Annotated in this window: 11 protein-coding genes and 1 pseudogene; 10 read left to right on the top strand and 2 right to left on the bottom strand. The window is 49.7% G+C overall.

Annotated elements, in window-relative coordinates; genetic code table 11:
- Positions 1 to 138: 138 nt before the first annotated feature.
- The 8 genes and pseudogenes from K3T83_RS06095 (at position 139) to K3T83_RS06065 (ending at position 10,740) form a co-directional block, all read left to right on the top strand.
- On the top strand, positions 139 to 1,899 hold the full coding sequence (locus tag K3T83_RS06095; RefSeq protein WP_220202087.1) for a hypothetical protein: 1,761 nt from the start codon (positions 139 to 141) through the stop codon (positions 1,897 to 1,899).
- A gap of 14 nt (positions 1,900 to 1,913) precedes the next feature.
- Positions 1,914 to 3,749, top strand: a complete 1,836-nt coding sequence (locus tag K3T83_RS06090; protein WP_220202086.1) for an ArnT family glycosyltransferase — start codon at positions 1,914 to 1,916, stop codon at positions 3,747 to 3,749.
- A gap of 261 nt (positions 3,750 to 4,010) precedes the next feature.
- Positions 4,011 to 5,516: an MFS transporter gene (locus tag K3T83_RS06085; protein ID WP_220202085.1), complete on the top strand. Its 1,506-nt coding sequence runs from the start codon at positions 4,011 to 4,013 to the stop codon at positions 5,514 to 5,516.
- Between the two features lie 162 nt (positions 5,517 to 5,678).
- Positions 5,679 to 6,392: a metal-dependent transcriptional regulator gene (locus K3T83_RS06080; protein WP_220202084.1), complete on the top strand. Its 714-nt coding sequence runs from the start codon at positions 5,679 to 5,681 to the stop codon at positions 6,390 to 6,392.
- A 134-nt stretch (positions 6,393 to 6,526) separates the two neighbouring features.
- Positions 6,527 to 7,762: an NAD(P)/FAD-dependent oxidoreductase gene (locus tag K3T83_RS06075; RefSeq protein ID WP_220202083.1), complete on the top strand. Its 1,236-nt coding sequence runs from the start codon at positions 6,527 to 6,529 to the stop codon at positions 7,760 to 7,762.
- A gap of 181 nt (positions 7,763 to 7,943) precedes the next feature.
- Positions 7,944 to 8,009: pseudogene (locus tag K3T83_RS57850) on the top strand (zinc ribbon domain-containing protein); the annotation flags it as partial.
- A 108-nt stretch (positions 8,010 to 8,117) separates the two neighbouring features.
- A complete protein-coding gene (locus K3T83_RS06070; protein WP_236064833.1) occupies positions 8,118 to 9,737 on the top strand; it encodes a hypothetical protein in 1,620 nt (539 codons plus the stop codon).
- A 652-nt stretch (positions 9,738 to 10,389) separates the two neighbouring features.
- Complete coding sequence (locus K3T83_RS06065; RefSeq protein ID WP_220202081.1) at positions 10,390 to 10,740, top strand: hypothetical protein; 351 nt, start codon at positions 10,390 to 10,392, stop codon at positions 10,738 to 10,740.
- Between the two features lie 26 nt (positions 10,741 to 10,766).
- On the opposite strand, the gene K3T83_RS06060 is transcribed toward K3T83_RS06065, so the two are convergent.
- Together K3T83_RS06060 and K3T83_RS06055 are read right to left on the bottom strand one after the other, a co-directional pair.
- On the bottom strand, positions 10,767 to 11,474 hold the full coding sequence (locus K3T83_RS06060; RefSeq protein ID WP_236064832.1) for a response regulator: 708 nt from the start codon (positions 11,472 to 11,474) through the stop codon (positions 10,767 to 10,769).
- Positions 11,471 to 12,568, bottom strand: coding sequence for a sensor histidine kinase (locus K3T83_RS06055; RefSeq protein WP_220202080.1), 1,098 nt, complete (start codon positions 12,566 to 12,568; stop codon positions 11,471 to 11,473). Before K3T83_RS06055 ends, K3T83_RS06060 begins: the two co-directional genes overlap by 4 nt.
- Positions 12,569 to 13,027: 459 nt before the next feature.
- Between K3T83_RS06055 and extP the strand changes: the two genes are divergently transcribed.
- Together extP and K3T83_RS06045 are read left to right on the top strand one after the other, a co-directional pair.
- On the top strand, positions 13,028 to 13,831 hold the full coding sequence (extP, locus tag K3T83_RS06050) for a selenite/tellurite reduction operon b-type cytochrome ExtP (RefSeq protein WP_220202079.1): 804 nt from the start codon (positions 13,028 to 13,030) through the stop codon (positions 13,829 to 13,831).
- A 56-nt stretch (positions 13,832 to 13,887) separates the two neighbouring features.
- Positions 13,888 to 14,430 (top strand): cytochrome b family protein, encoded by a 543-nt coding sequence (locus K3T83_RS06045; protein ID WP_220202078.1) that lies wholly within the window; start codon positions 13,888 to 13,890, stop codon positions 14,428 to 14,430.
- Positions 14,431 to 14,454 lie beyond the last annotated feature (24 nt).

Here is a 14,454-nt window from a genome sequence, read left to right as displayed (position 1 = left end):
TGTGAAATATATTCTCATGATAGACTGAAATAGGACAAATTGGTTATGAAGGAGTGAATACAGGATGTTGTTGCGAAAGGGGGGCATAGTCGCTTTCCCTGGCTAAATAGCTCTATCATCTGGGCTGCGGCGCTTGTTTTGCTGGCTATCGCGCTACGTGCCATCCTTGCGGCAAAGGGATGGCCTCTCCTCGATAGCGACGAGGGGACGATGGGGCTGATGGGTATGCATATTGCCTTTCGTGGCGAGCGTCCTATCTTTTTTTATGCTCAGGGCTACATGGGCGCAACCGAAGCCTATCTAGCTGCCATCATGTTTCGTCTATTTGGCGTCTCTTCCTTTACATTACGTCTCGGTTTAATTCTTATTTTTGCGCTCTTCCTGTTGGGAATGTACCTCCTGACCAGTTTGCTCTATAACAGGAAAGTCGCTTTACTGACCTTGGCCCTGCTAGCTTTAGGCTCAAATCCTATGCTCATGCGTGAGCTAATCGCGGTTGGAGGTGTGCCCGAAACATGGTTAGCTGGCACCTGTCTGTTGCTCTTGACCGCATGGCTCGCTCTCTCTTCCAGCGCCGATGGTTCTATGCGCAATCACTGGCCGCGCCTGGCTGCATATTTTGTCTGGGGAGGAGCTGCTGGCTTCGGCCTCTGGAGCCACATGCTTATCCTCCCCTTTATTCTGGTAAGCGGGATCGTTCTGCTGGTTTTCTGCTGGCGTGAACTACTCAGCTTTGCCCCTCTTTGCTTGTTACTGGGCCTGCTGATTGGCTCCTTTCCACTGATTTATTACAACCTGACTGCCCCCCCTGGCAAGGATACGCTGTTTTATGCGGTTCACGCTATGGAGGCCGGTGATAGTCCGCAATTGCCGTTGCAGGTGTTATTGCCCATGCAGTTGAAAGGTGTTTTGTTCATTAGCTTACCAACAGTGACGGGCGCAAATCCTCTCTGTTACGGATCAGTGTATACGTTACCTCTCCTGCACATGGGAAACATTCATGATGTTCGCTGTACTCTCGTGCATACTGTCTGGCCTCTAGGCGTGATCCTACTCTGGCTCTTTGCTTTTGGATTGACCCTGCGTACCCTCTGGGCTTTGCGCTCACAATTCGTCAATAAAGGATGGTCTGTTGCCGAGCGCCGAGAAGCTATCCGTTCTAGTCTCCATCTTGCCCTTCTCATTAGTGGCGCGCTCCCTGTGCTTCTCTATATGTTGAGTCCTAACTCTGCGTTTTATCCCGTTGCTACTTCGCGCTATCTGACGGGATGCCTGGTTTCAACACCCGCTCTGCTGGCACCGCTTGTGAGTGGGAGCAATGTGGTGAAGCCGCTGGCTTTGCGCCTCACCTCTCGCGTTACTCTCGCTCTCAGATTGGCTCGATTGAGCGTTGTGCTGAGGAGAGGCGTACTAATCGTTGTTGGTCTGGTGTTTGTGCTGGGCGTTTTCAGCACGTTTACTGGCCTTCTCACTCCTCCGGCGGTTGACCGCCATGAAGATGTCTACTATACTCAGGTCAGTACACAACATCTCGACGTTCCCGCTGTGCAAGCTCTGAATCGGCAAGAGGCAGCCCTGATTCGCGATCTCTTGCAGCTCGGAGCCAGGCATGTTTATTCCGATTACTGGACCTGTGATCGCCTGATCTTTCAGAGCAAGGAACGGATTGTTTGTAGCGTTGTACAGGATACATTGGCACCGGGTCATAATCGTTATGCGCCGTATAGTTCTATTGTCAAGGCTGATCCTGCTGCGGCGTATGTCTTTCACGCAGGATCTCAGCCAGACACAACCTTTGCTCAACGTATGGCGTCTTCTGATGAGAAGTTTCACACATTTAAACGATACCATCGTTTGGCTTTAGATGGATATGCGGTGTATAGTATCAACAAGATATGAGTGGAGTAATGCGTATGTTACGCTGGGGTGAGATACGTGCTAAGTATCTCCATGCTAACTCTTATGGGCTGTGGGCGGGAGCCTTGATCGTTCTGGCAGTGGCTCTGCGTGTCGCTCTGATTGCTTTGGGATGGCCGCAGCTGGATAGCGACGAAGGCACGATGGGCATTATGGGGATGCATATTCTTTCTCAGGGAGAACATCCCGTTTTTTTCTACGCTCAAGGCTATATGGGAGCGCTCGAAGCATATGTCGCTGCCGCTTTCTTTGCTCTCTTTGGCGTTTCGACCTTTACGCTCAGAATCGGCCTTGTCGTCTTCTTTGCTCTTTTTCTTGTTGGTATGTATCTGCTCACAAGCCGTTTATATACCCGACCCTGGGCGCTGGTGACGCTAGCGTTTCTATCGCTTGGGTCGGCTCCCATCTTAGCCAGACAACTGGTAGCTATCGGAGGGTATGCCGAAACCTTGCTCTTTGGTGTCTGCCTGCTTGTTTTATCTGTCTGGCTGGCCTTCTCTTCAACTCCTGACTTCTCAAATCGTCATCATTGGAAGCGCTTGACAGGCTATGCCGCTTGGGGAGTGATCGCCGGCGTCGCTCTCTGGACTGATGTGCTTATCTTGCCTTTTATTATCACAGGCGGTTTGCTCCTGCTGGTATTTTGCTGGCGCGATTTACTGGGCTGGGCTTCCCTCTTTCTTGTGCTTGGCACATTGATTGGGGTCTCGCCTATGATCGCTTACAATCTGACGGCTCCTCCTGGGCAGGATACACTGACATATATTAGAAATATCCAGGCTGCTGAAGGGATCAAACATCTCTCTTTTGCGGAACTATTCCCGCTCCAGTTGCAAGGGGCATTATTCATTAGTTTGCCCGGTGCAACAGGGGCAACTCCTCTTTGTTACAATTATGTTGGAGATATTCAGATAGTACAATTGGGAGGCGTGCATCAAATTCGTTGCACACTGATGCACACTGGTTGGTCTATTGGGATTGTCCTTTTGTGGATCGTAGCCGTCTTTTTCGCAGCGAGTGCCATCTGGCGTCTTTTTCGTTCATCAGCCCCTTTTGCCTCTCTTGAACTACGGCAGAAGCTTGTTCGTTATGCTGGTCGTTTGGCTCTGCTTCTGAACGCGATATTTGTTTTGCTGCCCTTCCTTTTTAGCCCGGCTGCGGCCTATTTCCCGGTTCCTGATATGCGTTATCTGGTGGGGATGCTCGTCACGACCCCTGCTCTGCTCTGGCCTCTGTGGGTTGGCTCAAGTCATATGAAGCCCCTGCTGATGAAGCTTTCCAGTGCTGTGATAGCGATCAATTTTACCCTGGTCAAGCGCGTTATTCTTATGGTTGTGGGTCTTGTGTTTCTTATAGGCACACTCAATGTGTTTTTTGGTGCGCCTGCTACCTCTCCTATTCCTCCACGCCAGGATATGTTTGCAATAGTGGGTGTCTATAAATATCTGGGCGTTCCTCAGACGAGAGCATACAATCAAGAGGAGCATGATCTCATTCAAAATCTGTTGCGCCTGGGAACGACGCATATCTATTCCGATTATTGGACCTGCGATCGTGTCATGTTCCGTAGCCAGGAGCAGATTATCTGTAGTGCAGCACGTTATCTCAAAAGCAAATTACGTACAGGTCAGAATCGTTATCCGCCTTACTGTGATATCGTCAAAAAAGATCTGCGAGCGGCCTATGTCTTTTCTGTCGGTTCCCCGGAAGCTGCATATATGGAGCGAAGATTCCGAGCTGCCACCAATCTCTATGATCGCTATTCTTTCAATGGCTACGTCGTTATTCGACCCAAGCAGGCGCTCTCCAACGATTGGCATTGTTCATCTTGATGGCTCTGCAAGCTTTTCATATAGTTGAGAAAAAGCGCAATCGGAGACAATGAACTCTACTTGCTGCAAATACTGTGCATATCATATAATTAGATAGTGAAAGTGTTAGGGAGGGGTCACACCTCGACAACGTTTGGCGGATAATGAAGTCCTCACACCAGCGTTGCTTGCTATCGGTCCCAACTTTTGCATCGCTTCTAGAGCGGTGTGCCTCGTGCTGTGTATTGTAACGTGTGAATTTATCCATTGAGAAGGGTTGCCATGCGTTCATCTCGTTCATCCTCTTCTGGTGATCTGTTTGCCGAAAATGTTGCTTCAGACCAGGCTATTGAGCAATCACAGGATAAGCCGCAAGGGAATTATCAATGGGTTGCTCTCTCTGTCACGACCGTAGGTGCTTTGCTTGCCTCTATGCAGGGATCGGCCTTGCTTATCGCGCTTCCCGATATTATGGCGGAGTTGCATGCATCGTTTTTCACAATCATGTGGGTGCTGATGGGTTACCTGTTAGTATTAACGGTCCTGACTCCTGTGATCGGGCGTCTGGCCGATATATGGGGGCGAAAGCGACTCTACAACAGCGGCTTTGTCATCTTTACCATTGGTTCACTGCTTGCAGGTATTGCTCAACCATCGTTTCATGGTGCTGATATGATTATCGGGCGCTTGATTCAAGGGTTGGGGGCAGCTCTTCTGGTGACAAATAGCACCGTCATTGTCACAGATGCCTTTCGGAAAGGACAGATTGGCCTGGGATTGGGTATTAATCAGATTGCGGGTGCCGCTGGTTTTCTGCTTGGTCCCATTGTGGGCGGCCTGTTGACAGAGGTATCCTGGCGCTGGGTATTTCTGTTTAACGTGCCAATTGGTGTCTTTGGTGCAATCTGGGCTATCAAACGGCTGCGGGAACCTGTTGGGGGGATGGCACATAGTCATATCGATTGGTTGGGTAGCGTGACGCTGATGATCGGACTAACCGGTGTGCTGCTGGCATTAACGATGCTAGCTTTTCCGATGCTGCCTGAGCCGGTTATCATCGCTATTCTTGGGGTTGGGATCATTGGATTGGTGTTGTTCGGCATCTTTGAGCCACGTATCGCTGAACCCATTGTGCAGCTACGGCTCTTTACGAACCGCCTCTTTACGCTGGCGAATTTAAGCGGTTTGCTCAACGGCATTGCTCGTGGTGCTGTCCTGTTCCTGCTGATCTTCTTCTTGCAAGGTCCATATGGGCAAGATCCCCTCACCGCTGGCTTGATGCTGACCCCCTTTGGAGCCGCTTTTCTGGTGATCGGCCCTCTCAGTGGCCGTCTTTCGGATCGCGTTGGCTCTCGGCTGCTTGCCCCCATCGGGCTGGCTATTTCGGCTGTGGGACTGCTTGCGCTCTCGACTGTTACTGCTTCTACACCGTTCTGGTTACTTGCTGTCTATATGGCGTTAATGGGTGGTGGCTCTGGTTTCTTTGTCTCTCCTAATACGAATGCTATTATGGGTTCGGTTGAGCCTCATACGCGTGGTGCAGCTGCTGGCATTTTGAATATGCTCAACAATACTGGTCAGATGCTCAGTATTGCGATTGTCTTTCCATTGGCGCTCAAAGATGTTCCCCAGGATGCTATGATGCAGGTCTTTATATATGGCGGTGGTATGAGTAAATTCCCCAGCGCCTTGAACCTGTTTATGAATGGTTTACATACTGCTCTCCTCGCATCTTTTGCGCTGAGTATAGTTGCTATGATCGTCGCTGCTCTTCGTCCTGCTCACTGATGAGTTGATTTTTTATGCCCGGATGGTTGGTTTCTTCCTATATTCTCGCCATCCGGGTTTTCGCTGCTCTTCTCCGATGGTTTTTCGCTTGCAAATATTTTATTCCTGTGGTATCGTGATTTTGGCTTGGTAAAAAATGATCGATTTCACGGGAGGGAAGCAGTGCATAAGCCTATCCAGGAGTTAGCACCCCGCATCAGCGATTGTCTTAAACTTATCTATTCTATGCAGGAGCAAGGTCAGAAAGTCTCCACTTCGGCAGTGCGTGAACAACTGGGCGTGAGCGATGCTACTGTGACCATGATGTTTAAAGATTTTGCTGCGGCTGGTTGGGTTGAGCACGTTCCCTATCGTGGTGTGCGACTCACTGCTCTGGGTGAGCAGAAGGCGGTGGAAGTGATACGGCATCATCGCCTCTTAGAACTCTACCTCGCTCGTGAATTAGGCTATACCTGGGATAAGGTGCATGAGGAGGCTGATCGCCTGGAGCATGTGATCTCCGAAGAGTTTGAAGATCGGCTTGATGCCCTTCTTGGCTACCCCACAGTTGATCCTCACGGTGATCCTATCCCCAGCAAAGATGGCGTTGTGACGGCGCGCAAAGGGCTGCTGCTTTCTCAACTACAGGAGGGGCAATCCGCACAGGTTTTGCGTGTCAGTGACCAGGACCCCGAAAAATTGTGCTATCTGGGGGAGTTGGGGCTCTATCCAGAGGCGCATGTTCAGCTAGTGAGCCGGGCCCCCTTTGGTGGTCCTCTGCTTGTTCGCGTCGGTGAGGCACCAAACCAGGTGGAGCATATGTTGGGTGCTGAATTAGCCAGTCAAATCCAGGTGACTGTCCCCCGTGAGGCCACGCAAGAGAAACAATCTGTATAACCCGTTTGATTGATTATCTCTCCTGTTGAGGTGTAGCGTTCTACGTCAAACTATGCTAAGATTCTTTCAAATCTGGACCTATTCTATGCACCTGATGGTCCAGGAGGATAAATCCGCGAACAAGGAGAGAGTACTTGGCAACACACGAGAAACGATACGTTATCATTGGTAATGGTGTCGCAGGGACAACCGCCGCCGAAACGCTGCGCAAAAACGACCCGAATTGCAGCATTCATCTGATTACCAATGAACCATATCCTTTGTATAACCGCGTTTCGCTACCACGATTCTTACAAGGTGTCATAGTCGAAAAGAAGGTGATGATACGCGACTTTGCCTGGCATGAGCAAAGAAATATTCAATTTTTGACCGAGACCCTGGTGACAAGCGTTCATACTGATGCGCGTGTTGTCGTGACCGATAAGGGCCAGCATTTACCTTATGATGCCTTGTTGGTGGCAAGCGGTGGTTGGGCAAACCCGCTGTGTGTGCCAGGAGCAGATGGTACCAGACATATTTATAATTTTGTGACGCTGGATGACACAAAAACGATTATCGCCAGAATGCTAGAGTCAAAGACGGCTCTTGCATATGGTGGTAGCTTTATCGCCTATGAGCTGTGCGATGGCTTTGCGATTCGTAAGCTCAATACGACCTGGTTGATGCGTGGCCCTTATTGGCTGCGTACGGCTCTTGATCCCGAAGGTGGAGAGGTTGTTGACAATATCGCTAAAAAATTTGGCGTAGAGGTCATTCATGGCGATGAGATCGAATCGGTTGTCCCGAAAAATGGTGTACCAAGTTATGTAAAAACGAAGAAGGGACGCGAGATTCAGGCCGATATGATCGGTATCGGTCTTGGTATTAAGCTCAATACAAGCTATCTGGCCGGTACTCCTGTGGAGGTTCGTTCCGGTGTGGTGGTCAATGAGTTTTTAGAGACGAACGTTCCTGGCGTCTATGCAGCTGGCGATGTGGCCGAATTCTATGATCCTATTATTAGCCGCCACCATACAATGGGAACCTGGGATAACGCGCTGGGTCATGGTCGCATTGCTGGGGTGAATATGGCTGGTGGTCATCAAGCCTACGTCGATGTGCCCACTTATACCAGTCCGCTCTTTGATGTCAATATCGCCGTCGTTGGTACCGCCGAGTCCAATAATCCTGAGTTGGAGGTTGCTACTCTGCGTGAACCGGGCGAAAAGGGCAATGAGAATTATCGCAAACTCTTCTTCCGCGATAATAAGCTGGTCGGAGTATTGATGATCGGAAGCCCCAAAGGTCGCAAGAAGCTGGTGGAACTCGTGAAAAATCAGCAGATTTTTGCGACAACTGCTGAACGTGAGGCCGTTCTAACGCTCAAATAAGCTTTTATGGCTCATTCTACTGCCTGGCACATAAAGAGTGCCAGGCGTTCGTTGTTACTATGTATAATATAGCTCTATGGTTTGCTGGAATCTCACTGCTTGACGGACAAGAATTTTATAAGATAATGGAAATATTATTATAAGCTCTCTGTGAGCTAGATGTAGGAGACGTTTTGTGGCTATGCAGTGTCCCCATTGTGGAGCAATGTTGCCGAGAGATGATGCTCGGTTCTGTAATCATTGCGGCTCTTCTATTTCTATCCAGCAACAAAGGTCGTCATTCAGTATAATATCTGACAATGGCTCTTCTTCTCAGGAAGCGTCTTCTACACCACGTCAGGAAGAGCAAAAACCTGTGTTGCGCGAACAGGTTGCTCAGCAGCCTCCTGCGTCTGATGAGACACCTTCCTGGCTCAGAAAATTAGATCGCAACGATCCAAAAAAGTCTTTGCCTGGTATAAGTAGTGGCACAAATGCCAGTAATCAAACGTTATTATCTGGTGGGTGGCAAGCGAGGGAAGCAGAGACTATTTCTGCTCATGGACTGGAAGAGGAACCACTTCCTCTGGTAGAACCGCAGCCTGATGAGATAACTGATCCCGCGCCCACTCCACTGGAAAAAGCAGCGCTTGCTCAACAGCCAACTGTTTCAGAGGGGCCAATGGCTGTCATAGCTGCGGAGCCTGAAAATTTCACCGCTGAGACAGACGAGCAGGCAAAAAACGTGCCGGAGACTGCTCAATCCTCCCCTTCCTTAGAGGAGCGGCCTCAAGAGGATATTTCCCCGCCTTCCCCTCAGTTTGCGGGGCGCGAGTTGCGTGTGAAAGTGTGGGAGCCGGAAGAAGATGCCTCTGAAACTTCATCCGATGATGTAGAAGATCTGCCCACTCAGATTATAACCACTTCTTCAGTGATTCCTGATCTCCTCAACGCCGCCTCCCAACCAGTTCCTATGCCGGGCAAACTAGCACGTGAGCAAGTAGAGCAGTTGGATACCGTTCAGATGCCCAGTGAGCCAGTCCGTGAGCAAATAGAAGAGGTTGATACTGTTCAGGTTACGGCATATCCAAAGCCCGGTCCTGCTACCGCTAACCCTCCCTCCCTTACAGGTCAGACGCAGAATAATGTGGCTCAACCAGCAAATCAACAAGCGTCAATGCCAGGGATCACTGCGCGACCAGCACAGCGTCCGCCATCGCTACCAGGAATTACTCCATTACCATCAGTCCAACGTCCACTTTCGCAACCGGGGATTACCCCTCTGCCGGCGCATCAACAAATTTCGATGCCAGGAATTACTCCTCTACCAGCACAGCATGATATCTCCTCGCCGGGTCTTTCCCCACAGGAGCCTCGCCCCAATGTGCAACAAAATGTGTCCGCAGCGCCTCTACCTGGTAGACAGCAAGCGGTTCCTATGGCATTGTCTCGTCGCAGCAGGCCCCGTCTCCCTATTATCGCTGCTATCATTCTGATCCCTATAGTGCTCCTGGGTGGCCTGGCATTTGGGATTGTACAGACGCAGCGCATGAACGATCTGGCCGTGACTCAGCCCTGGCAGCAGCTTCACGACGAAAAGCTTGGTATCGCTTTTGCTTATCCTAGCGGATGGCAGACCCAGGCAGACTATGCTAAATCAACCTTGCATGTACACGATAGTAGCAATACCGCTCAGGTCAATATAATAGTTGCTAAAGCTCCTGGTGGCGATGTTGCCCAATATCTCTCCCAGCAGGCCAAGCAAATGCAGATTGCCGATGCTAAATCAGGCACTCCCGTTTCTTTTGCCCATGCCTCCTGGACTCAGATACAGGGATCTACTCTGCAAGGTGGTGCCAACTACACGACGACCCTGCTTGCTACTGTTCATAATTCTCGTTTGTTTACCATTGGGTTTCTTGCTCCCACCAGCAATTATGCCGATCAGGAGAAAGTGAATTTCTCACATCTGCGCGCTTCGTGGAGCTTTCTGTGAAGCACCCCATGCAGGAATGCAGGGGCTTCTACAGGATGGGTTCCTCTTGACGCAAGGAGACCAGTTCCTGTGGGACACTTCCTGCCCCGATTGGTTTGTTCTGCTGATAGCAATGCAGGATATTGCGGGCGGCGTTGTGATCTCGATCTAGCTCCGCTCCGCAGTCCAGGCAGCATGGAATACCTCAAGAGCATCGAGTGCGTTTCCAGAAAGGTCAGGAAACTCGCTTGTGTTTTCGCGGGACTGCTCGTGGCTTTATGTTCTCTCCAGTATATGTGTTGTATGAAGCATAGCTTCAGTTTCTAAAATTTGCTTGCTATTTTTTGATGTTCTATTGAGAGATGTTAGCTGCTGTGCAGGAACCCCAGCCCGTTTTTGAGCAAAGAGGTATGATATAATGTGCTGGAATCTTGTATGAAAACGAGATGCTATTCGTATTGTGCAATGCTATGTCTCACCGCTGTATCATTGCCCAGTACGCTAAATATACTGCTCTGTAACTTGTTAGGCTGGTCGCTATTAGGTGTTTTTGAGCGCAAGGTCAGCTCCATTGATTGTAGAGGCTGATCAGGTTCGGGTTAGAGAGAAAGAAGTATGGCAGCAAAGGCTGGCTGCATATTATTTGACTTCTTTATATTAAAGTAGGAGGCTTATGGACGATATTCATTTTGACCGACATTTTCGTACCCCCTATTCAGAGGGCTATTACATCATGCAGGGCAATGGTCCGCAAAGCAATAATCGCCTCGGCACCATCGATATCCATTTCACTACCACTGCCGTACATGGCACACTTATTCTCGAACGAGAACTGGAAGAGGCGGACCTTACCAAACTTATCGAGCAGATTGATGAAGATCTGGTTCTTTCCGCCGATATGCCGCGTGATGATTTCCTGGTCAGCGTCTATGTCGGGAGAGATTTCGGATTTTACAGTGACGAGTATTTTGCTGAAGAGGGGAACAGCAGCGCCGATTTTGACGATGATGAGGATGAGCGTTAGCCATCTGTTTCCTTGCCTTCTCTGTCCTAATCTTCGAGCAGGCCGCGTCGCATCGCATATTTTACCAGTTCGGCGCGGCTATGTAGATTAAGCTTATCCATGATATGCGTGCGATGGGTATCCACCGTTTTTGGACTGATAACCAGCTGTTCTGCGATTTGATTGTTGGTATAGCCCTCTGCGACTAACTTCAAAATCTCTCGTTCTCTTTCCGTGAGTGTGCTATAACTATCCTTTTCCTCTCCAGTACGAACACGTTGCAGATAATCTCCCACGACAATCGATTGGGCCGTTGGCGATAGATAAAATTGTCCGCTTTGTATCACGTGCAGAGCCGTAATCAAATCTGTATCGGCGGCCTCTTTAAGCATATAGCCCGATGCACCGGCTCGTAAAGCCTGAAACACGTATTCATCATGCTCGTGCATAGTGAGCATGAGAACCTTGACCTCGGGCATCAGTTTTTTGATCTGTCGTGTGGCTTCGATTCCATTCATATCGGGCATAGTGATATCCATCAAAATGATATCTGGTTGCAACCTCTGGGCTTCCTGGATCGATTGGCGTCCATCCTGTGCTTCTCCGATGACCTCCATATCAGGCTGGGCGTTTAACATCATTTTTAATCCTGCTCTGAGTATGGTATGGTCGTCTGCCAGTAAGATGCGTATAGTTTTCATCGTTTTATGGTTGTGCCTCTCTTTGATCGCAATCTCTTTCTCTGCTTTATTCATACCGAAACTTCCGATTGTATTGCTTTATCAGATGATGCCGTTTCCTGAAGTGGCAGACACGCCCGCACTGTGGTTCCTTTGCCAGGGCTGGAATCGATCGTCAAATCTCCATCAAGGAGATGCGCTCGCTCATTCATGCCCATCAGTCCCCAGCCGCGCTCTTGTCCTGAACTGGGAAGTTTTTGTACCTGTTCCAGGTCGAAACCACGACCATCATCAGTAATAGTGGCATAGACAGCGTCAGTGTCTTCTTTCAGGGCAATGTTGACGTGGTGGGCTTGCGCATGCCTGGCAACATTGGTTAAAGATTCCTGAATGATTCTATAAAGTGCAGTTTCCATCTCCGTTGAGAGACGTTCCTTGAAGCCCTCTGCCTGAAAATCTACCACTATTGTAAACTTCTGTTGATATTCTTTTATATACCAGCGTAAGGCGGGCAATAATCCCAGATCGTCAAGGGCGCTTGGTCGCAGGTCTATGCTCAAGTTACGGATTGCGCGCAGGGTCCTATGGGCAAGCGTGCGCGTTTCTGCGATGCGATCCCTTGCTTCCTGCGTGGTAATTGATTCTTCTAAAATTGCCAGGCTGATGAGCAGAGAAGTGAGCACCTGAGAGGTTTCATCGTGTAACTCGCGAGCAATACGTTTGCGTTCTTCTTCCATTGCATTCATGATCTGCGTTGCCCGCTGGCGGTTCGCTTCATTTATCGCCTCCAGCATCATGTTAAAGGTCAGGGCAAGCTGATCTGCGTCTCGATCATATCCCGTCAATGGAGCGCGCTGAGAACGTTCTCCTGCCTGGACGCGGCTCATCACTTTGCCCAGATCCATTAAAGGACGGAAGGCGAATTGCAGCAGTACAAAGTTCAGGGCTACACTCACGAGCCAGCCGACGGCCACAAAAACGACTAGGGCCGTGGGATAGAGGCTGTTGGTATTGAGTTGTGAGGCCAGCCACGTTCCTCCAGTTGCGCCTGCAAAGATGATCAGGCTGTTGGCTATCAACACTCTATAAAAAATGGGAAGGCTCAGTAATGGCCGCAGCAGCCGATTATTGCGTACCATTTCCCCAAATTTTGTACTGGCATCTGTCATTTTGCGTTCTCTTCATCAGTAGAGTGATATTTTATTTCTGCTATGATAATTGTATCGGTTATCCATCTAACCTGTCAAACAATGACAAATTGGGGGTGATGACTAAGGGTAGAATCAGGTGTCCTGTAGAGAAAAATCAGGCAATTACCTGATGCCTCCTCATGAAGGCCGCTGTAAGCTAAATTTTAAAGGGTCATTTTACCAGTACAAGCCAAGTACAAGTTTTGGTTGGCTGATTCCCTGGAAGATTTCTTACTCTTTCTCTTTGCCAGCACATTTCATTATAATCAAAAAGAGGCGAAAGTTCTCGATGTTTAGATCTCTTACATCGGTGGGGTCATGTGCTTTAGGTAGGAGGGTGTTCGTTGTGGCGTTGGTTATGATATAATCTGCCACACAGTTCCCAGGAACTTTTGCCATGATATCTATGATCAAGTCATGATCCTTTGAGGAGGCACAGTGGGTTCTACTGCTAAGAAAAGCTTGCTCGATTTGGCGACGCAGAAAATGGTCGAGAGTCAGCTTTGGCGTTCGATATTTCGTCACGGCTACCCCGATACCCCATTAAACCAGTCTTTGGTGATGATGGGCAACGTATTTCTGCATCTCCATCCTGTGAAGGTCAGCCGCCAGGCGATGAAGATTACCTATACCTGGTGCATGGGAGGTATCTCTTTCTTCCTTTTCCTGCTGCTGACGATCACCGGTGTCTTTTTGATGTTCTACTACATCCCTGACACCAATGTCGCGTATCAAAACATCAATCAATTGAATAGTGCTGTCTCTTTCGGACACCTGGTGCGCAATATGCATCGCTGGGCCGCTCACTTGATGGTTGTGTCGGTCACGTTGCATATGATTCGCGTCTTTTATCATGGTGCCTATAAGCCACCACGTGAGTTTAACTGGGTGGTTGGCGTACTGTTGTTCTTCGTAACGCTGTTCTTGAGCTTTACTGGCTATCTGCTACCCTGGGACCAGATTGCTATCTGGGCTATCACCGTCGGTACCAACCTGGCTCCGTACACTCCTTTGCTTGGCGATCCCGTGTACAAAGTCCTCGTTGGTGGTGGAGCGGTGGCACAGGCAACGCTGATCCGGTTCTATGTCGGTCACGTAATCTTGCTCCCATTGGCAGGAGCTTTGCTCATGGCAGTTCACTTCTGGCGCATCCGTAAGGATGGTGGCGCAGCTGGTCCTCCGCCTCCTTCCCGTCGTGAGCAGGAAACCAGCGAACCGGCTGCTGTTGGCTCCGCTCGTTAGCCAGGGGCGTCCGTTCCGTATCGTTGCTACGATGCTATTGAGAGGATACCTCTACTATGTCGATTGAACAGAAAGAACCAAAAGTACAAACCCAGTCGGCAGCTACCCAACGACGTTATCGTACCCTGGCTGTCGTCCGGCAGGAAGCTATTACTCGTGTGGAAAAGCCGCTTGAAGATTCCGTCTTTGTCTGGCCTCATCTTCTGGTCCGCGAGTTTTTTGCCGCGATTCTGGTCACGATCATGACCACGTTGCTTGGAGTGGTGATTGATGCTCCTTTGCGCGAGCCTGCCGACCCCAGTGTGACGCCGAACCCTGCAAAGGCTCCCTGGTACTTCCTGGGCTTGCAGGAGTTGTTGCACTACTTTCCGCCCAATGTGGCTGGCGTGTTGGTCCCTGGCCTGACGCTGCTTGGTCTTGCTGTTTTGCCTTATGTGGATCGCAATCCGAGCCGCGCATACGCTGATCGTAAGGTTGCTATTGTTACCTTTACCTTTTTTGTTGTGTTCTGGGCCGTGATTACGCTGGCCGGTAGTTTCTTCCGGGGTCCAGGTTGGTTGTGGGTCTGGCCCTGGCAAGGCTTGTACTTCGATCTCTAAACACCGCGCAAACTGCGAGATGAA

Source organism: Reticulibacter mediterranei, assembly GCF_016587455.1.
This window is presented reverse-complemented; position numbering and strand designations above follow the sequence as displayed.